Genomic DNA, 19,602 nt, shown 5'->3' on the forward strand with positions numbered 1-19,602 from the left:
TCGGCCCCGTCAGTTGAGCGTCAGGAACCGCTGCGCCAGCGAGGCCAGCAGTACCGCGAGCAGTGGCAGCGAGAACCAGAAGCTGCCCTGCAGCCACCGCAGCTGACGCACCCCGGGCCGGACCGCGACCCTGACCACCTCGCGGGCCGTCAGCAGCAGGATCAGCGCGACGGCGGCGAGACCGCCGATCACCGACCACGGCGTCCAGGTGATCCGCGGCCCGATCGGCCCCGGATCCGGCTTCGCCACCGCGCCCGCGGGCCGCGTGCGCAGCGCGTACATGGTGGCGTCGTCGTTGACCAGGACCTTCGTCAGATCCTGCCGGTTGTCCAGGTTCTGGATCAGCCGGCTCTCCCAGGCCGCCGAGTAGCCGGCGTCCATCTGGAGATAGGTGACCTGACTCCTGTTGATCATCAGATACGAGTTCGGACCGGCGTCCTTGAGCGCCTTGACCAGGCTCGACACCAGCACCGGGTCGGTCGGGGCGAGCGTCGGCACATAGTCGACCCGCTCCATGTCCTTCGCGCCCCACGGGATCGCCGGGGTCACGTCGTTGACCGTGTCGTTGCTCAGCCACAGCAGCCGTACCGTCGGCCTGTCGTGGGCGTAGACGTAGTCCATGGCGGCGACCTCGCCGGGCCGGACCCGCTCGAAGGACTCGTTGCCCCAACGCGCCACCAGGAAGCCGCCCATGAGCAGCAGCCCGGCCATGAGCGCGGCCACCGGCGCCAGGCTGACCTTGTCCTTCTCCCGTTCCTTCGCCGTGGCGCCGGTGCGCGGGAACAGGGCGAGCCCGGCCAGCAGGGCCGCGCCCGGCAGGGCGAACATGAAGACCCGCAGCGCCATCTCGCCGCCGTAGGACTGCATGCCGAAGCCCAGGAACGGGACGAAGGTCAGGACCAGCAGGGAACGCTCGCGGTACCGGTGGAAGCGGCGGCGCCACCAGCCCCAGACGGCGAACGTCATCATGCTCCCGGCCAGCAGGACCCGGACGTACAGGACCAGCTTGTGGGTCGAACTCCCGCCCTGGATACGGCCGGAGACCGACGTGGAGACATTGCTGCCGACCCCGCCGACCCCGCCGAACAGCTCGTTGAAGTGCCCGGACCAGTACGGCTCGGCCATGAAGCCCAGCCAGACGGCCGCGACCACCCCGAACAGGATCGGCAGGCCCCGCAGTTCGGACCTGCCCATCAGGACCAGGGCCGCCAGCACGCCCAGCATCACGAACGGGGTGAGCTGGTGCGCCGGGACCGTCGCCGCGTACAGGCCGACCAGCACCATGAGCAGCACGGCCTGTTGACGGCGGTTCGCCGGCTCGACCTCCGCCTCGCCCGGCCGGAACCTCGTCCATATGACGTGCGGGGCGCGGAACCAGACGAGCAGGATCGCCACGAACATCAGATAGAGCAGGTAGGTGAAGCCCTGCGGGGAGAAGTAGTCCTGGCCGACCCAGCCGCACAGCACGAAGATCCAGATGCCGGTCCACTTCGCCCGCCAGCTCGCCCGCAGCGACCGTACGAGCAGGAACATCGGTGCCAGATACGCGAGTTGGATGAACGTCGGCCACCAGCGGATGACCTCGGTGAAGTCCGTGACCCCGCACGCCCGGCCGATGAACGCGGCCGCAGCGAAGAAGCCCGGCCAGCTCCAGCGGGCGTCCAGGTCCGGTACGGCCGAACCGGTGCGGTCGATGTAGTCGATGAACCCGAGGTGCTGCCAGGCGGTCGGGAAGCGCGGCTCCGTCTCGATCACGGCGGGCAGCGCATGCAGCGACACGACCGTCGCCAGCAGTGTGACCAGCAACAGCGCCTTGTGCTCCCGGCGCAGCCAGAGCAGCGCGGCGAACACCGTGACCAGCAGCGCCGCCCCGGCCAGCGTCGGCAGCGGCAGCACCGAGATCAGCCCGAGCCCGCCCATCCGGTCCAGGTCGGCGTCGTCGAGCCGGGCCGCCGGCACCCAGTAGAGCAGCAGGGCGGCGACCAGGAGACAGCCGAGGACGACTCCCGATCGGGTGGGCGTCAGCCGCTCCCGCAGCGAGCGCGCGGGCTCGGACTCCTCCGGAGCCCCGGCCGGCACCGCCGCCGCCTCCTCCGACCCCGGCTCCGGCTTCGGTACGGCCGCCGTCCCGAACGGCGCGTCGACCTCCGCCTCCTTCAGCAGCGAGACCTCGGCAGGCCCCAGCGAGGCCTCCGCGTGCGGCTCCCTCTCCTCCACCGGCAACCCCAGGTTCCGCGGCGGCCGAAGCGCCCACGTCGGCCGGTCGTCCGGTCGGACAACGGGCGTACCCGCGGGCGGAGTTCCCGGACCCGGCCGGACGTCCGGGCGCCGCTCCACATGGTCGAAGTCCACATGGATGCCGAGCGCGAGGGTGTCGGTGTCCAGCGCCCACGCCGGGCCCCGCCTGCGCGGTGCGGCGGCCGCCGGGACCTCGCGCGCGCCCAGGTCGGCGAGGTCGCCGTCCGGTGCCGCGTCCTCCGGGATCTCGGCCGGGGCCGTCCGGAGCGTCTTCCACAGCCGGGGCGCCGCGATCGTCACGATCACCGCGAGGCTGGAGATCTCGGCCACGCCGGCGCCGGTCAGCCCCATCCGGGGCAGCAGCAGCAGGGTCAGTCCGAGCACCAGCACACACAACAGGCCCTGCAGCCAGGCCAGTCCGGCGGTACGGCTCTGCGCGCGCAGCACCGCGAAGTACGTCTCCATCACGACCCGGAGCAGTGCGCCGACCGCGAACCAGCGCAGCAGCGGGGTCGCCGCGTCCGCGTAGCCGGGGCCGAACACGCCGAGGATCCAGGGCGCCCCGAAGAACAGCAGCGCGCAGATGGGGATCATGATCCGGGCCATCCGCTTCAGCGCGGCCCGGGTGTTGCCGGCCAGCCGGGCCGGGTCGTGGGAGCCCTCGACGGTCAGCGAGGCGCCCATGTTGATGGCGAGCAGGTTGGTGGTGCCGCCGATGGTGGTGGTGATGTAGAAGTACGCGTTGTCCTCGGAGCTGACCTGCGAGGCGATGATCACCGGGACCAGGTAGACCACGGCGAGGGAGAACAGCGAGCCGGTGTAGTCGCCGGCCAGGAACCTGCCGATCTCCCGCAGCGTGGGCGGTTTCGCATGGTCCTCGGTCGCCTTGATGTGCCGGGGCACCAGGCGCCGGAACACCAGCCAGCCCAGCGGCACGAAGGAGGTGGCGATCGCCGCGACCCAGGAGACGAAGACACCGGCCGTCGGGATCGCCACGGACAGGGCGACCAGCAGTGCCAGCTTGACGGCCGAGAACACGGTGTTGCCCACCGGCACCCAGGGCGCGTTGCGCAGCCCGGTCAGTACCCCGTCCTGGAGGGTGAGCAGGTTCCAGGAGACGACCGCGACGACGAACCCGAGCCCGTTGAGCGGCCCGTGCAGGAAGCGGTACGACGGCCCCCACACGTTCAGCGTCAGCAGGAAGGCACCGGCTGCCATCGCCACGATCAGCGAACTGCCCGCGTAGGTACGGAAGATGAGGCGCCCGGTGTGGCGGCCCGCCACCGGGATGAAGCGGGCGAGGGCGCCGGTGAGGGTCACCGCGGTCAGGCCCGCGAGGAACTTCATCGCGGCGATCGCGGCGGAGCCCTGGCCGACGGCCGACTCCGAGTAGTAGCGGGCCGCGGCCAGCCAGAAGCCGAGGCCCAGGACGGCGGAGATGCCGGTGTTGAGCATCAGCGCGTAGGCGTTCCGGAAGAGTGGACTGCCGCCGGACGAGCCGCCCCGTCCGGGCAGGCGAAGACGGCGCCCCGACTGCTCGGGCGCCGACGTCTCGGTTGTCGCGGTCTCGGTTGTGGTCGTCGTGTCAGACACGGGAACGGATGGCCTTCCGGCGGACCTGGCGTGCTCTGCGGAGAACGGCGTAACCCTGGGTGAGGGCACGGTCCCTGGCGAAGTTGCGGGCGATCGCTCGGCCTTCGAGCAGTCGCGTGAACTCCTCGGCGTCCGTACTGCGGCGCACGGTGACGCGCTGCAGCGCGAACGGACCCTGACGGCGGCGGGCGAGACCGTTGCCGACGGCGAGCGCCTGGGTGTACCCGGCCGCCCGCACGGCCTGCCGGACCCGGCGACTGGAGTAGCCGTACGGGTAGGCGAACGAGTCGGGCACGGCATCGAGTTCGTCGGTGACGATCTCCCGGCAGCGCACCAGCTCCGCGCGCAGCCGTTCGTCGTCCAGCTGGTCGAGCTGCGGGTGGGTGTGGCTGTGCCCGCCGATCTCGCAGCCGGCGCCCGCGAGTTCGCGCACCTGGTCCCAGTCGAGCATGGCGTCCAGGCCGCCTCCGGTGTCGTAGGCGCCCCTGATCCAGCCCGTCGAGACGAACAGCGTGGACGCGAAGCCGTGCTTGGCGAGCACGGGCAGGGCGTGCCGGTGCACGCCCTCGTAGCCGTCGTCGAAGGTGATCAGGACAGGACGGTCGGGGAGGGGGCCGCCCGAGCGCCAACCGGCCGCCAGGGCGGCCGTGTCGACGGGGGTCAGGCCCAGGTCGCCGATGAGCGCCATCTGCTCGGCGAACGCCTCCGGCGCCACCGACAGCGCGCGGGTCGCGTCGTTGGGCGCGGTCGCGACCGAGTGGTACATGAGGATCGGGACGGGTGTGTCGCTCATCGGACACCCCCGTCGGCAGGGGCGGTCCGTCCGTACGGTCCGTCCTCGATCCCGGTGACGGCGAAGGCCGCCCCGCTCCGCCGCGCCCGCACGCTCCCCACCACGTAGCCGCCCGCCGCCGTCAGCACCCCGGCGACGATCGCGCCCGCCCGGCCGGCGCCGCCCGGCCGGGCCAGCAGTGCGTCCCGCAGGCCACGAGCGACCCCGGCGGGCAGCACACGCGTGGTGTACCGGCGTTCGGACTCCAGGCCCTTGCCGGCGCCCACACTGCGGGCGACCAGGGCCTTGGAGAGGCCCTCGGCGTAGGCGCGGGTGCGGAAGTAGCCGAAGTGCTCACGGGCTTCCGGCACCCGGTGGTGGATCACCGCGCGGTCGTCGATGAGCAGCACGGCGTCCGGGCGGGCCCGGGTGAGCCGGATGCACAGCTCCGTCTCCTCGCAGCCCAGCGGGCGCTTGTCGCCGTCGCGGCCGATGCCGGTGGCGAAACCGCCTGCCGCGTCGAAGGCCGTACGCCGGAAAGAAGCGTTTCCGCCGAGTACGTTCCGGACCCGGACGCGGCCCGCCGGCAGCCCCCGGTAGGTGCAGCCGACCACCCAGTCGAACTCCTCCGGGAACCAGTCCGGGCGGCGGCCCGAGGCCCAGATCGGCATGGTCCGGCCGCCGACCGCCATCACCCTCGGGTCGGCGTACCCCTCGGCGAAGCGGCGCAGCCAGTCCCGCTCGGCCACGGCGTCGTCGTCGAGGAAGGCGATCACCGCGCCGTAGGAGGCGGCGATACCGGTGTTGCGGCCCGCGGACAGGCCGCGGGGGCCCGCGTTGGCGAGCACCCGCACCTGGGTGGCCTCTTTGTACTCCTTCGTGAGCCGTTCCAGGAGCGCCGGGTTGTGGTCGACGACCAGCAGGGTCTCCAGCGCCGGATACGACTGGGCGCGCACCGAGGAGACCGCCGCGAGGATGTCCTCCCAGCGGTCCTCGGTGTACACGCAGATCACGACGGAGATGTCGGGATCGCTCAAGACGACTCTCCCTGGCCCGTGGTGAGCATCGGGGAGTGCCGCACCTGCCGGCGCAGGTCACGCCGGTTCGAACGCTCCTTCAGGATCACCTTGAGCACCCGGAGCCCGTCGCGTACGGCGCGCAGGTTGCTGGTGCCGTGGATGCGGAGGTACTCGTAGCTGGGGATCTCCTGCACCTTCAGGCCCGCCTTGACCACCCGGATGTTGATCAGGGTCTCGATCTCGAAGCCGGTGCAGTCGAGGTCGATCTTGTCGAGGCAGTGCCGCCAGAACGCGTTGTACCCGTAGCAGAGGTCGGTGTAGCGGGCGCCGAACTTGCGGTTGACGACCGTGCACAGCGCCCAGTTGCCCAGCTTGCGGATGAAGGTCATGTCGTCCGTGCCGCCGCCGTTGGCGAAGCGCGAGCCCTTGGCGAAGTCGGCGCCCGAGACCAGGGCGGAGACGTACGACACGATCTCGTGGCCGTCGGCCGAGCCGTCCGCGTCCACCATGACGATGATGTCGCCGGTGCACGCCTCGAATCCGGTGATCAGGGCGTCCCCCTTGCCCTTGCCACTCTGTTCGACGACTTTCACTTCGGGCCACAACTCCCGCGCGACTTCCACGGTGTTGTCGGTGGAATTGCCGTCCACAAGGACCACTTCATGTATCCAGCCGGGAAGTGTCTTGAAGACGTAGGGGAGATTCTCCGCCTCATTCATGGCGGGAATCACCACGCTCACCGGCGGTGTGATGGCCAGGTGAGAGGAGATCGGCCGGTATTCGGGTGCCATTAACGGATCTTGGCCCGAGGCCGGTGTGTGCAGAACAGAACTCATGAGTCTTGTCCCTCTCGTCCGGTGGACCGCCCGCCCCTTGGGCGGCCCGCTTCTGTGTCCGGTTCGAAAGGGGGGTTCTCACCCGTGGCACGGAAAGAGGTTCTCCGTATCCGCAGGTGAGCTGGCAAAGCTGGCCGGTCTGCCGGAAAACGGCAGCCGGTCGCGCGGCACGGCTCGGAAACGACAGTGGTCACACGAGAAACGACAGTGGTCATTGCGGTCACCGAGCACGGCACCCCCCTACCGCGCCCCACTCCGGAACATCGCGGTCCTTGAGCCCTCCCCTAGAGCCGCTTGATGACGATCCGATGCGGGTGAGATGTACGACGGTATTGATGATTGGACCAGTATGGCAAGGCCTGGAAGTGGGCCTCACGTTTTTGTTGGTTTGGCCGTTACGAAATTTTGGCCGACCTTGTTCTTCAACTCGAACGGATTTTCCCGGCCCGCCGGGATGTCCGTTTGAGAATGCGTTCCACCGGTCGCAGGAGTACCAGTAGAAGCAGCAGAATGCTGATCGCGGTCACGGCGACGATGCCGCCGCGCCAGGACCAGCGGTGGGTGGCGAGCATGCCCTGGGCGATCAGCATGTCCAGGGCGACGGCACCCGCCAGCGCGGTGAGCACGCGGGCGAACGGATCGAGTCCGCGCAGCGCCAGACCGATCGCCACGGCGGGCGCGGCGATCAGGAAGAACAGCGCGAACGGCCCGCGTGGCGACGAGCCCGAGTCGGTGAGCGCGAGCAGCGCACCGGTCCCGGCGACGGCCGTCGCCACCCCCGCGAGCAGGGGTCCCAGGTCCCTCCCCGGTCCTGGCCGTGCCCGTTCGTCCGCTGTTGATGATGTCTTGAGCCGTATGGTCTGCATGGCCGACTTTGCCCCCCAAGGCGTCGGATGCCGGGCTTCAATGTCGCGCAGCCGAACAGGAGGCGTCAAGCAGGTCTCCGGACATGACCGTTCCCCGGAGACACCTGATGCCTCCGGGGAACAAGTCGCTCGATTTCGGTGCGTTCCGGTGATCGGTTACGACACGAGCTTCAGGAGCTTGTTCGGCGAGCCGGTGCCCACGCTGGTGAGCACGTTGGAGGTGGCCCCGTTGACCAGAGCCGTGGCGACCTGGGCCGGGGTGGCCGAGGTGTGGCCCGCGAGGTAGACGGCGGCCGCGCCCGCCACGTGCGGGGTGGCCATCGAGGTGCCCGACAGGACGGCGGTGGCGGTGTCGCTGGTGTTGTAGCCGGCCGTGATGGAGGAGCCGGGCGCGAAGATGTCCAGGACCGAGCCGTAGTTGGAGTAGCTGGCCTTGGCGTCGGAGCTGGTGGTGGCGCCGACGGTGATGGCGGTCGAGACCCGGGCCGGGGAGTACGAGGAGGCGTTGGCGCTGCTGTTGCCGGCCGCGATCGCGTAGGTCACCCCACTGGCTATGGAGTTGGCGACCGCGGTGTCCAGCGTGGTGGAGGCCGAGCCGCCGAGCGACATGTTGGCGACGGCCGGGGCGGTGTGGTTCGACGTCACCCAGTCGATGCCCGCGATCACCCCGGCCGTCGTACCCGAACCGCTGTTGTCCAGCACCCGCACGGCGACGATGTTCGCCTTCTTGGCGACCCCGTACGTGGAGCCCGCGATGGTGGTCGCCACATGGGTGCCGTGGCCGTTGCCGTCGGAGGCGGTGGTGTCGCCGTCGACCGCGTCGTAGCCGTAGGAGGCACGGCCGCTGATCTGGGTGTGGGTGATCCGCACACCGGTGTCGATCACATAGACCGTCACCCCACTGCCCGCGGTGTCCGGGTAGGTGTAGGTACCGGACAGCGGAAGGCTCGCCTGGTCGATGCGGTCCAGACCCCAGGGGGCGCTGGACTGGGTGGTGTCGGTGAGGCGGACCGTCTGGTCCTGTTCGACCGTGGCCACGGCCGGGTCGGCGGCGAGTCTCGCGGCCTGGGGCGCCGAGAGCTTCGCCGAGTAGCCGTTGAGCACCTTGCCGAAGGCCTTCGCGACCGTGCCGCCGTACTCCTTGACCAGGCTCCTGCCCTCGGTCGAGGAGGCCTTGAAGCCGGCGCTGTTCTTGAGGGTGACGATGTAGCTGCCCTTGACGGCCGTGGGGGAGCCGGCGTGCAGCACCCTGCCGGTGGCGGGTGCGGCCTGGGCGGGGAGTGCGGTGAGTCCGCCGACGAGGGCGGCGGCCGCCACGGTGGTGACGGCGGCGAACCGCAGCTTCTGGGTACGCAGATGTGCCATTACGAGGGAGTCCTCCTCTAGGCAGCGCACGCCCGGGTCGGCGCGCGCGTGTGTGGGGGTGTGCGCGCGGCTTCGCGCACACGGACCGGGAGCGTCGCGTTCCGCTCCCGGACCGAGTAAAGAATCGGTTTTCCCCCGGCAAAGAACAAGGGAGTTGACGACCTGTCACAGAGCTGTCATGGACACGCAATCAAACGCGTCGGGAACGCGCGGAATCGGTCCGGTTAGGGCTGGTTGAGAACCCGAACAGTTTTGGCATGGACACTTCCCGTCAACACGCGTAGTTGGTACGACAGTTGTGGCAGAGATCCTGCTAAAGGGAGGTTCCATGAGACGTTCCCGAATTACGGCATACGTGACTTCACTCCTCCTCGCCACCGGCCTCGCCCTCACCGGGGCGGCCGCGACGGAAGCGCAGGCCGCGACCGGGGGCTATGTGGCGCTCGGCGACTCGTACGCGTCCGGAGTCGGCGCCGGCAGCTACATCAGCTCAAGCGGCAGCTGCGACCGCAGCACCAACGCCTACCCCTACCTGTGGAACGCCGCCCACAGCCCGTCCTCGTTCTCGTTCCTCGCCTGTTCGGGCGCGACCACCGACGACGTGCTCTCCGGCCAGCTGGGCACGCTCAGCTCCTCGACCGCCCTGGTCTCCGTCACCATCGGCGGCAACGACGCGGGCTTCGCCGATGTCATGACGACCTGTGTGCTCAGCTCCGACAGCACCTGCCTGTCCCGGATCAGCACCGCCGAGGCCTATGTCGACTCCACGCTCCCCGGCAAGCTCGACAACGTGTACAACGCGATCAGCGCCAAGGCCCCCAACGCCAAGGTCGTCGTCCTCGGCTACCCCCGCTTCTACCTGCTGGGCACGACCTGCCTCGGCCTCTCCTCGGCCAAACGCACCGCCATCAACAACGCAGCCGACTACATCGACACCGCGATCGCCAAGCGCGCCGCCGACCACGGTTTCACCTTCGGCGACGTCCGCAGCGCGTTCTCCAGCCACGAGATCTGCTCAAGCAGCTCCTGGCTGCACAGCGTCAACTGGCTGGACATCACCGAGTCGTACCACCCCACCGCGGCCGGCCAGTCCGGCGGCTATCTGCCGGCCCTGACCAGCAACGCGTGACCTTCGGTACGTCAGTACGAACTTGACGGCGAAGGCGAAGCGGAGGCCCCGTCGGTCGGGGTCTCCGTCGTCTTGGTGCAGGTGACCGAGAACGGCACCGAGTTGGACGTCGTCTCCACCGGGCTGCGCACCTCGACGGCGATCGCGTCGCTCAGCGTCCCGCTGTCGGACCAGGTCGTCACGGTCACCCTGGTCTGCCGGGTCTTCCCGCCGCCGTCCGGGAAGGACAGCGTCTTCCAGCCCTGGTCGTCGAGCGTCCCGTCCTTCAGCACCCACCGGTACTGCACGTCCTCGGGCACGCTCCCCACCGTGAACGTCGCCGTGAACGAGGGCGCCAGCGCGGACGACGGCGGGCAGGTCCCCGAATAGTCCGTGCGCGACCCGGCCACGCTGACCTTCACACTCTGCGCGGCCGCGCTGCTGCTCGCGGACGCCGACGCCGACGGGGACTCCGGCTCGGTGCTGCTGCTCTTGCTGGGCGCCGGGGAGCTGAGGTTGCTCGCCGACTGGCTCGCCCTCGCGTTGTTGCCGTCGCCGTCGTTGTTGTTGCGGTTGAGGAGGGCATACGTCAGCCCGCCGAGCGCGAGGACGACCAGCACCAGCCCGATGATCAGCACGGTACCGGCCCTGCGGTTGCCGTCGGGGTAGGCGGCGGGCGGCCGGGTGTCCGTCGGGGTGGCGGGAGTGGTGGGGAACGGGGGCGTGGGGGAGGACGGCTGAGGCTGCCGGGCGACGAGGGTCGGGGTCTCGTAGGGCGCCGGGACCGGCATCGTGGCGGCCGTGCTCGGGGTGCCCCCGGCCGCGACCAACCGCAGGTCGCGCTCGGCCTGTTCGGCCGACAGCCGCTGCGCCGGTTCCTTGCGGAGCAGCCCCTCGATGACGGGGGCGAGCGGTCCGGCCCGGTACGGCGGCGGCAACTCCTCGTCCACCACGGCCCGCAGGGTGCTCAGCGGGGTGTCCTGCCGGAACGGCGAGGTGCCCTCGACCGCCGCGTACAGCAGCACACCCAGCGACCACAGGTCGGACTCGGGGCCGAACGCCCGCCCCAGCGCCCGCTCCGGGGCGAGGAACTCCGGCGAGCCGACCACCTCGCCGGTCATGGTCAGTGCCGAGCTGCCCTCGACCGTGGCGATCCCGAAGTCGGTGAGCACCACCCGGCCGTCGTTCGACAGCAGTACGTTGCCGGGCTTCACGTCCCGGTGCAGCACCCCGGCGGCATGCGCGGCCCGCAGTGCGGACAGCACCTCGGCGCCGATGCCCGCGGCCCGCTGCGGGGACATCGGCCCCTCCGTCTCCAGCACGTCGGCGAGAGACACGCCCGGGACCAACTCCATGACGATCCAGGGCCGTCCGCCCTCCATCGCCACGTCGTACACCGTCACCACATTGCGGTTCGCGACCCGGGCCGCGGCCCAGGCCTCCCGCTCCAGACGGGCGTACATCCGCTCGACGTCGGAGCCGGGGAGCCCGGCCGGCGCCCGCACCTCCTTGACGGCGACGTCACGGCCCAGCACTTCGTCCCGGGCCCGCCACACGGTACCCATGCCGCCCTCGCCGAGCGGGGACAGCAATCTGTAGCGGCCCGCGATCACTCGCTCACGGCCCGGCTCTTCGGTCACGGGTGCCCCCCACGGCAGCTCGCAAGAATTCATGACAAACGTAACTCAGAGGAGCGCGGATGCGGCCCCCTTGAGCACCAGCCCGACGCCCAGGGCCACGACCACGAGCGCCGAGGCGAGCGGGGTGGTCCTGCGGACCAGCGTGGCCATGGGATGGGTGGTCCAGCGAGGGCGTTTGTCCATCACCCGAGTCATTCCCGTACCCAGCTTGACGACGGCGAACCCGGCGGCCGTCAGCGTCAGCGCGAGACCCACACCGTACGCGACGACGAGAAGCAGCCCGAACCACGCCTGGCCGAGGGCGGCCGCGCCGACGAGTACGACGACGGCGGAGGGGCTGGGGACGAGGCCGCCGGCGAAGCCGAGGAGGATGGTGCCGCGGAGGGTGGGGGCCGTGGAGTGGGTGTGGGTGAAGCCGCCGTGACTGTGCGGCATGTCGGTGTGGCCGTGATCGGGGGCTGCGCCCCCGGACCCCCCTTCGGCCTGAACGGCCTCGTCCTCAAGCGCCGGACGGGCTGAGTGGGGTGCGGGCCGGCCGTCGTCCTCGGACGACCGGGTGGTCAGAGAGTGTGGCTGAGCGCCGTGGTCATGGCCATGAGCGTGGTCGTGGTCGTGGTCATGAGGGTGGTCGTGCCCGTGCCCGTGATCGTGCGTGCGGGCGTGGGCACGGGCGTGCTCGTGTGTCCCGACCAGGGCCAGCACTCGCTTCTCGGCCGCCTCGTGCTGGTGGTCGTGATCGTGATCGTGCTCGTGCTCGTGGTGATGGCCGTGGCCGTGGGCGTGTTCGTGGGCCTGAGCGTGAGCGTGTTCGTGGGTCCTGTTCCGCCAGGCCCTGCGGGTCAGGTTCGCGCCTGCCGCCAGGACCATGAGGCCGCTCGCGATGCCCAGCCAGGCGATCACCGACGGCGTGGCCGCCGAGCCCGCCGTCACCAGGACGCCCAGGGCGACCACGCCCAGGGTGTGGGTGACCGTGACCGACGCGGCGAGCGGAAGGACGTCGCGGAGGCGGGCGCGGCCGCCCCGGGCCGCCGCCGTCGCCGCCATCAGGGTCTTGCCGTGGCCCGGTGCGAGGGCGTGCATCGCGCCGAGGCCGATCGAGATGAACAGCGCGAGCACCGCGAAGCCGACGGTGAGGTGGTGGCGGGCGACCAGATCGGTCAGAGCCTGGGTCCAGCGGTCGATGCCCCGGGGGAGGATCGCGGCGCCCGGGGCGTCCTGCCGTTCCTCGGCGAGGGCCGGGCCGCCCGGCCTCACGTGGACGGCGGCGGTGGTGATGTCGGCCGGGGAGGAGAGCAGGTCCTTGGGGTAGCTGGTGAGTTCGTGGGAGAGGGACGTCTTCGGCACGTCCGTCTTCGTCAGTGTCATCCGGTCGCCGCGCGCCGTGATCTCCCGCCAGCCGGGGCCGCTGTCGGTGCCCGCGCTGTGGAAGGTGAGGGTGGCTGTGGTGCCCTTGGGGAGCGGCGCGGTGAACCGGCACTCCACGCGCAGGGTGTTCAGACCGGCCTGGCCTGGGCGCAGTTCGGCGTGGCTGGTGCCGACAGTGAGCGGCGTCGCCTTGCCGTCGACCGTGAGTTTGCTGCCGTCCGCCGCCGTCGTGCAGCGCTGCTCGGCCCACTTGGCGGTGCCCAGCCGCTTCAGGTCGGGCTTGGCCTGGGTCGCCGGGATCTCGGCGAGGTCCTCGACGTGGTCGACGCGGAGCTGTCCGGGGGCGGCGACGAGACCGTCGTACTTGTTGACGGTGAAGTTGCCGAGCGGGTGGGCGCTCGCGCCCGCGGCGGACAGCAGCGTCGCGGCGCAGGCCACGATGAAGACGGCGACGGTGCGGCGGAGGTTCACTTCGAGTCCTCCAGCGCCTTGCGGGCCGTACGGGCGCCCAGCGGGGAGAAGCCGGGGTTGAGCTTGAGGGCCTTGGTGAGGGCGGCGCGGCCGGCCGCCTTCTCGCCGTTGGCCAGCTCGATCATGCCCTGGTGGTAGATGAAGGAGGCGTTGTGGTAGCCGGTGGCGGTGGCCTGCCGGGCGTACGGGAGGGCTTCCTTGTCCTTGCCGTTGACGTGCAGGGCCCAGGCCAGCGCGTCCGCCGTGTGCACGGTGTGGCGGCGGGCCCATTCGGCGCGGGCGGCCTTCAGCGCCTCGGCCTTGTTGCCGTGGTCGGCGGCGGCGAGGGCGGTGTCGAGGTCGGCGTTGACGCCGTTGGCGCGGGCGAGTGCGATCCAGGCCTCGACGAGCGCGTACTGGTCCTCGGCCTTCTCCTTGTCGCCCTTGGCGTTCCGGTCCTCGTACAACTCACCGAGTTCGACGAGGGGTTGCGGCAGGGGGTAGCGGGAGACGACCAGTTCCATGCCCTTGATGGCATCGGCCCGGTCGCCGCTCGCCGCCTGGGCGCGGGCCCGGCCCTCCAGCGCGGGAAGGTAGTTCTCGTCGGCGGCCAGGGCGCGCGCGTAGTAGTCCAGCGCGCTCTTGTAGTCGCCCTGGTTCCAGGCGAGCAGACCGAGCTGGGCGGCCACGTAGGAGATGTCGCCCTTCGAGGTGGCCGTGGACAGGGCCTGCTGCAGCACCCGCTGGGCACCCTTGACGTCACCGCGCAGTTCCCGCACATACGCGTACCGGGTGAACACCGGTACGCCCGGCTTGCGTTGGTCGGCGAGATCGGCCGCCTTGCTCGCCTCGTCGTAACGGCCGAGTTCGACCAGGGCGTCGATACGGGAGGAGAGGGCGTTCGCGCTGTACGGGTTCTGCTTCAGGGCCCGGTCCGCGTAGGTGAGTGCCTGCGCGAACTCGTGCCGGGCGGCGGCGAGCGCGGCCTCGGCGGCCAGCGCCTGGTCGTTGTCCGGGGTGATCTGGAGCGCGCGCTTGAGGGACTTCTCGGCCTGCGGGTAGCGGGACGGGTCGCCCTTGGTGCGCGCCTGTTCGACGTAGGCGAGGCCGAGGGTGGCCCAGCTGTCGGAGTCCTTCGGCTGGGTACGGAGATGGGCCTGGAGGGAGGCGATCGTCGTGGCGAGGTCACCGCTCGCGAGCAGCGCCGGGTCCACCGCGCTCGACGTGGCCACCGGCGCCGTACCGCCGTCCCGGGCGGCCCCGAAGGCGATCGCCCCGCCGGTCAGCGCGATGGCCATCAGCACGGCGGAGCCGGCGAGCCGGGCCCGCCGCCAGTTCCGCCCCGCGGCGGCGAACCGGCGCAGGGCGGTGACGCGCTCGTCGTCCTTCGTCTCGGCGGGCTGCTTGTCGTTCGTACCCGGGGCCATGCCCTCTCCTAGTAGCTGTCGCGCGGGGCGGCGCGGCCCGCGCCGTGGGGGATTGGGTGGGTGCGGGCCGCGCCAGTATGTGGAGGGCGCGTCGAGCGCCCCGCAAGGGGTGCGGGGAACTGCGCGATCGGCCACCGCCGACCCGCAGTCACCCGACTGCCCTGAAGGGAACGGCGATCAGTACGGCCGCTGCACCCGGCGGCGCCACCAGGCGAACGCCGTGCCGATCAGCAGCACGCCCGCTGCACCCGCGGCCGCCGATCCCGCGATCAGCGTCATGTTGGTGTCACCGGAACCGGTCAGGGCGTCACCCAGCGCGCTCTTCGTGCTGCTGCCGGCCGCCGCCTTGGCGATCTTGCCGCGCGAACCGGCCGTCGGCTCGGCCACGTACGGGAAGTACTTCTCGAAGCTCTTGTCGTTCTTGTCGACCGCGTCGCCCAGGTCGTTCTTGGAACCGACCAGTTCGCCCTCCATGACCTGGAGCGCCTCGTCGATCACGTCGTCGGTGAGCCGGCGCCCGTTCGGGAAGCCCTGGTTGTCACCGTCCAGCACACCGAGCCGCTTGGGCTTGGCGGTGGGCTTGATGGACGTGTTCAGGCGGAGCATCTCCGACGGCTTCGCCTGCGGCTGCTCCGTGTTGAGGCCCTTGACGCCCGTGAGGAACACGCTGACGAGGTCGTTGCGGGGCTCGGACGGCGCCTTGATGTTGTAGATCGCCTGGATGAGCTTCGGCAGTTCCGGGTTGGTGACGTTCTTCAGGAACTGCGCGTCGTCCTTGGGCTCGGACGCGTTGAACTTGTCCTTGTCCTTCTGCGGGTTGACGACCTCGTTGACCAGCGGGTTGCCGAGGCGCGAGACCTGCGAGTAGTAGCCCTGCGCGTTCTTGCGCTGGGTCGTCGCGTAGATGCCGACGGTCGGACGTGACGCCGACTGCCGGATCAGGGAGTTCGGCACCTGGAGGGCGATCGTGTTGACGTTGTAGCCCTTGAGGGTGTCGTTGCCGACCTCGCTCAGGTTGCCGCCGTACAGCAGGTCGAAGACGCGCAGGTCGGCGAAGAACGGGTCGTCGGCCTGGCCGGCGAAGGTCGCGCCGCCGCCCGCCGTCTTGTAGATGGCCTGGGAGCGCAGCTTCGCGTAGTCCGGCATCGACGCCTTGCCGACGTCCGACGGGGCCGCCGGGATGTTGTCGGCGATCCTCGTCTTGTACTGCTGCCTGCCGTTCTTCAGCTTGATGAGGTCCAGGTCGTACGACTGCGTGACGTTCAGGTCGGGGTCGTTCAGGCTGTCGACCACGCCCGTGTTGTAGAGGAACGTCTTCTTGTTCTTGATCTTGGTGCTGAAGGTGTAGCGGAAGATCAGGTCGTCCAGCGCGTCACCGTTGTTGTCGATGTGGATGTCGTACTGGGCGTCGTCCGCGAACTGGTAGAAGTTCGGGCCGCCGGCCGGCTCCTCGAAGGGGATGTAGTCCGACACGATCGTCGTGGTGTCGGACTTGTCCGGGCTGACGAACGCGTACAGGTCCGTGTTGTCGTATTGCGGAGTGCCCGAGATGAGCGGGGCCTCCCGGTGGGAGGAGGCGGAGGCCGCCCCCGGTTCCAGCGCGGCGACGCTGGCGGCTGTGATCGCGCCGGTCGCCAGGGCCCCGCAGATGAGCGTGACAAGGCCCTTGCGCCCCGTGCCGCTCCTGGAGATTAGAGGTGTCATGCCGTCCGTCCCTCGGTCCCAACTTGCTTGACGGACGGGTATACGGAGCGGGAGGGCCGTTTGGATTGGTCAGAAGAAAAAAATCTTTTCTTCATGCTCGACCCGCGTTTAGGGCGCTCGCATACGTACTTCTGCCGGAGGTGCGTCAGTTGCGAAGCCCTGGTGTGGGAGGACGGGCCGGGTGCGGCCGCAGAAGGAGGGACGGGGTGGAGGCGGAGGAACTGCTGGTGCTCGTCGCCGGTGGCGACCAGAAGGCGTTCGAGGACCTCTACGGACTGGTGTCCGGTCCGGTGTTCGGGCTCGTACGCCGCGTGGTCCGCGACCCCGCCCAGTCCGAGGAGGTGGCCCAGGAGGTGCTCCTCGAACTCTGGCGTTCCGCGGCCAAGTTCGACCCCGGCCGGGGCAGCGCCCTCTCCTGGATCCTCACCCTCGCCCACCGCCGCGCCGTCGACCGGGTGCGCAGCGCCCGCGCGGCCGGCGAACGCGAACAGCGCGAGGCCCTGCGCGCCGGCGAACCCGCTTTCGACCAGGTCGCCGAAACGGTGGAAGCCGGCCTGGAGCGCGAATGGGTACGCCGCTGCCTGGACCGGCTCACCGCCCTCCAGCGCCAGTCCGTCACCCTCGCCTACTACGACGGCTACACGTACCGTGAGGTCGCCGAGCGGCTGAAGCTGCCGCTGGGCACGGTCAAGACACGGATGCGCGACGGACTCACCCGGCTGCGCGACTGCCTGGGAGGTGTCGCGTGAGCCTGGTCGGCCGCCTGCTGCACCGCGAGGACCTGCACTCCCTGGCCGCGCCCTACGCCCTGGACGCCCTGGAGCCCGGTGAGCGGCGCCGCTTCGAGAAGCACCTCAAGGACTGCGACCGGTGTGCCGACGAGGTCCGGGCGCTGACCGAGGACGCGGTACGGCTCGCCTGGTCGACGGCGGCCCCGCCGCCCCTCGCGATGCGCGGCCGGGTGCTGGCCGCCGTCCGCGCCACCCCCCAGGAGCCGGCCCCCGGCCGGGAGCACGTGCCCAATCTGCCGCCGCACGTCTGGGGCGCACAGCCCCCGCCGGCACGCCGGCGGCAGCGGCCCCTGTTCGTGCCGTTCGCCACCGCCACCGCGGCCGCCGCGCTGGTCGTCGCCTCCCTGTTCGCGGTCCAGGCCGACCGGACACGGAATCAGCTCGACGCCGAACGGGCCCAGTCGCGTGAGATCGCCCACGTTCTGGCCGCGCCCGACGCCCGTGCGACCAGCAGCAAGGACGCGCAGGGCCGAAGTATCGGAGCGGTGGCCTCCGCATCGGAGGGGCAGGCCGTCGTCACACTGAGCGGGTACGGCGCCCTGTCGAAGGGCCGGGTGCACCAGCTCTGGCTCATGCGCCCCCGTGTACAACCGCGCTCCCTCGGGCTTTTCGAGGGCGACGCACCCCTCGTCGCCACGGGTCTGAGCAAGGCCGCGACGTCACTCGCGGTGACCGTCGAACCTGCCGGTGGTTCAGCACAGCCCACCAGCCAGCCGGTTGTCCAACTCGCCCTGAAATCGGTTGGATTCGGAGAGTAGTCGGACTGTAGTCGCAGAGGGGTCGTCAACACCCTTGCGGGGAAGGTGAATCCTGTGACCGCGATACACGAGTGCCCCATCGGGGCGATAGGGTTACCCTGCCCGGGCCGGGTGGACTCGTACGGGTGGGGAGTGACATGGATCAGATAACACGCAGCAGGGCGAGGGTTCCTGCGATCACCTGCGGGAGCGGCGCGACCAGTTCGCGCCTCGACCGCCATCTGTCGGTGCTGGCGGGTCCCGCCATACCGCAGCAGCAGGCGGTCGAGGCGACCTCGCTGATGCGTGAGCTGACCGCGCGTGAACCCGCGCAGCGCAGCGACCGGGTCGCACGGGTCAGCCGTGTCTCGCTCTTCGCGCCGCTGCGCCGACTGCGCCGTTCGCTGTTCGGCGGCAACAAGCACTGACCGTCTGACCGTCAGGCCCGCGCTCAGGCCGCCACACCGTCCCGGCGCAGCGCTGCGATCTCGGCGTCCGTCATCCCCACGGCACGCAGCAGCGCCTCGGTGTGCTGTCCGAGCGCGGGCACATCCCCCATCCGCGCCTCGTCCCCGCCCGGCAGCGTGATGGGCGGCAGCAACGCGCGCAGCGGCCCGACCGGCGACCCCACTTCCCGCCACCGCTCCCGGGCCGCCAGCTGCGGATGCCCGGCCAGTTCATACAGGTCCCGCAGCCGCGCGCACGCGATGCCCGCGGCCTCAAGCCGTGCCAGCGCCTCGTCGGCGTCGAGCGCCTTCAGGGCCGTCCCGACCAGCTCGTCGGTCCGCGCCCGGTTGGCCACCCGCGCCGCGTTCGTCGCGAACACCGGCTCCATTCCCAACTCCGGCAGTCCGAGCACCTGTTCGGCCAGTCGTCGCCACTCCCGGTCGTTCTGCACCGACAGCAGCACCCGTCCGCCGTCCGCGGTCGGGTAGGCGTCGTAGGGCGCGATCACGGCGTGTGCCAGACCGGTGCGCTCCGGCGGTGTCCCGCCGTGGATGGTGTGGTGCAGCGGATGCCCGAGCCACTCCGCCAGCGCCTCCAGCATCGACACCTCCACCGGCCCGCCCCTGCCGGTGGTCCCGCGTCGCACCAGTGCCGCGAGGACGCCCGAGAAGGCGTACATGGCCGCCGCGATGTCCGCCGCCGGGATCCCGGCCTTCACGGGCTGCTCCGGCGTTCCGGTGACCGACACAAGGCCCGCCTCGCACTGCACGAGCATGTCGTACGCGCGTTTGCCGGCGTACGGCCCCGTAGCCCCGTATCCGGAGATGTCCACGGCGACCAGCCGGGGGTGCGCGGCGCACAGCGTGGCCGCGTCGAGGCCGAGCCGGGACGCGGCACCGTGGGCCAGGTTCTGCACGAACACGTCCGCGTCCGCGATCAGCCGCCGTACGGCGTCCAGGCCGCGCGGGTCCTTCAGGTCCAGTGCGACGGACTCCTTGCCGCGGTTGCACCACACGAAGTGCGAGGCGAGGCCGCGGGCGGCGGTGTCGTAGCCGCGGGCGAAGTCGCCGCCGTCGATTCGTTCGATTTTGATGACCCGGGCGCCGAGATCGGCCAGTTGCCGGGTCGCGAAGGGGGCGGCGACCGCCTGTTCGACGGCGACTACGGTGATGCCTTCGAGGGGCAGAGGGTCCATGAGCGCCGTCCTTGTCTGCGGGTGGGTGGGGGCTTGTCGCGCCCACGCG

Annotated in this window: 15 protein-coding genes; 4 read left to right on the forward strand and 11 right to left on the reverse strand. The window is 70.7% G+C overall.

What is annotated here, in order from left to right:
- Nucleotides 1-9 precede the first annotated feature (9 nt).
- The 6 genes from SSP29_RS24675 to SSP29_RS24700 all read right to left on the reverse strand — a co-directional run bounded on the left by SSP29_RS24675 (nt 10) and on the right by SSP29_RS24700 (nt 8,689).
- Nucleotides 10-3,831, reverse strand: a complete 3,822-nt coding sequence (locus SSP29_RS24675; RefSeq protein ID WP_089102992.1) for a hypothetical protein — start codon at nt 3,829-3,831, stop codon at nt 10-12.
- Complete coding sequence (locus SSP29_RS24680; protein WP_089102993.1) at nt 3,824-4,624, reverse strand: polysaccharide deacetylase family protein; 801 nt, start codon at nt 4,622-4,624, stop codon at nt 3,824-3,826. Before SSP29_RS24680 ends, SSP29_RS24675 begins: the two co-directional genes overlap by 8 nt.
- Nucleotides 4,621-5,640 carry a glycosyltransferase family 2 protein gene (locus SSP29_RS24685; protein WP_089102994.1) on the reverse strand — a complete coding sequence of 340 codons (1,020 nt, stop codon included), beginning with the start codon at nt 5,638-5,640 and terminating at the stop codon, nt 4,621-4,623. Before SSP29_RS24685 ends, SSP29_RS24680 begins: the two co-directional genes overlap by 4 nt.
- Nucleotides 5,637-6,458 (reverse strand): glycosyltransferase family 2 protein, encoded by an 822-nt coding sequence (locus SSP29_RS24690; protein WP_089102995.1) that lies wholly within the window; start codon nt 6,456-6,458, stop codon nt 5,637-5,639. Before SSP29_RS24690 ends, SSP29_RS24685 begins: the two co-directional genes overlap by 4 nt.
- 422 nt (nt 6,459-6,880) lie before the next feature.
- On the reverse strand, nt 6,881-7,324 hold the full coding sequence (locus tag SSP29_RS24695; RefSeq protein WP_150134843.1) for a hypothetical protein: 444 nt from the start codon (nt 7,322-7,324) through the stop codon (nt 6,881-6,883).
- 156 nt (nt 7,325-7,480) lie between these two features.
- Nucleotides 7,481-8,689 carry a S8 family peptidase gene (locus tag SSP29_RS24700; protein ID WP_089102996.1) on the reverse strand — a complete coding sequence of 403 codons (1,209 nt, stop codon included), beginning with the start codon at nt 8,687-8,689 and terminating at the stop codon, nt 7,481-7,483.
- Between the two features lie 328 nt (nt 8,690-9,017).
- Between SSP29_RS24700 and SSP29_RS24705 the strand changes: the two genes are divergently transcribed.
- Complete coding sequence (locus SSP29_RS24705) at nt 9,018-9,818, forward strand: SGNH/GDSL hydrolase family protein (protein ID WP_089102997.1); 801 nt, start codon at nt 9,018-9,020, stop codon at nt 9,816-9,818.
- 11 nt (nt 9,819-9,829) lie between these two features.
- Here SSP29_RS24705 and SSP29_RS24710 read toward each other — a convergent pair whose 3' ends face one another.
- The 4 genes from SSP29_RS24710 to SSP29_RS24725 are packed head-to-tail and all read right to left on the reverse strand — an operon-like array spanning nt 9,830 to nt 16,383.
- Nucleotides 9,830-11,437, reverse strand: a complete 1,608-nt coding sequence (locus SSP29_RS24710) for a serine/threonine-protein kinase (protein WP_089102998.1) — start codon at nt 11,435-11,437, stop codon at nt 9,830-9,832.
- Nucleotides 11,438-11,482: 45 nt separating this feature from the next.
- Nucleotides 11,483-13,273: a sulfite exporter TauE/SafE family protein gene (locus SSP29_RS24715; protein WP_089102999.1), complete on the reverse strand. Its 1,791-nt coding sequence runs from the start codon at nt 13,271-13,273 to the stop codon at nt 11,483-11,485.
- A complete protein-coding gene (locus SSP29_RS24720; RefSeq protein WP_438363809.1) occupies nt 13,270-14,814 on the reverse strand; it encodes a tetratricopeptide repeat protein in 1,545 nt (514 codons plus the stop codon). The genes SSP29_RS24715 and SSP29_RS24720 overlap by 4 nt, the downstream gene beginning before the upstream one ends.
- A gap of 42 nt (nt 14,815-14,856) precedes the next feature.
- The gene (locus tag SSP29_RS24725) at nt 14,857-16,383 is read right to left on the reverse strand and encodes a DUF4331 domain-containing protein (RefSeq protein WP_089103000.1); all 1,527 of its coding nucleotides are present in this window, start codon (nt 16,381-16,383) and stop codon (nt 14,857-14,859) included.
- A 206-nt stretch (nt 16,384-16,589) separates the two neighbouring features.
- Between SSP29_RS24725 and SSP29_RS24730 the strand changes: the two genes are divergently transcribed.
- The 3 genes from SSP29_RS24730 (at nt 16,590) to SSP29_RS24740 (ending at nt 18,339) form a co-directional block, all read left to right on the forward strand.
- Nucleotides 16,590-17,132, forward strand: coding sequence for a sigma-70 family RNA polymerase sigma factor (locus SSP29_RS24730; RefSeq protein WP_089103001.1), 543 nt, complete (start codon nt 16,590-16,592; stop codon nt 17,130-17,132).
- A complete protein-coding gene (locus tag SSP29_RS24735; RefSeq protein WP_089103002.1) occupies nt 17,129-17,932 on the forward strand; it encodes an anti-sigma factor in 804 nt (267 codons plus the stop codon). The genes SSP29_RS24730 and SSP29_RS24735 overlap by 4 nt, the downstream gene beginning before the upstream one ends.
- A 137-nt stretch (nt 17,933-18,069) precedes the next feature.
- Nucleotides 18,070-18,339 (forward strand): hypothetical protein, encoded by a 270-nt coding sequence (locus SSP29_RS24740; RefSeq protein WP_089103003.1) that lies wholly within the window; start codon nt 18,070-18,072, stop codon nt 18,337-18,339.
- Nucleotides 18,340-18,362: 23 nt separating this feature from the next.
- On the opposite strand, the gene SSP29_RS24745 is transcribed toward SSP29_RS24740, so the two are convergent.
- Nucleotides 18,363-19,553: a CaiB/BaiF CoA transferase family protein gene (locus tag SSP29_RS24745; RefSeq protein ID WP_089103004.1), complete on the reverse strand. Its 1,191-nt coding sequence runs from the start codon at nt 19,551-19,553 to the stop codon at nt 18,363-18,365.
- Between the last annotated feature and the right edge of the window lie 49 nt (nt 19,554-19,602).

Source organism: Streptomyces hyaluromycini (assembly GCF_002217755.1).
Taxonomy (GTDB): domain Bacteria; phylum Actinomycetota; class Actinomycetes; order Streptomycetales; family Streptomycetaceae; genus Streptomyces; species Streptomyces hyaluromycini.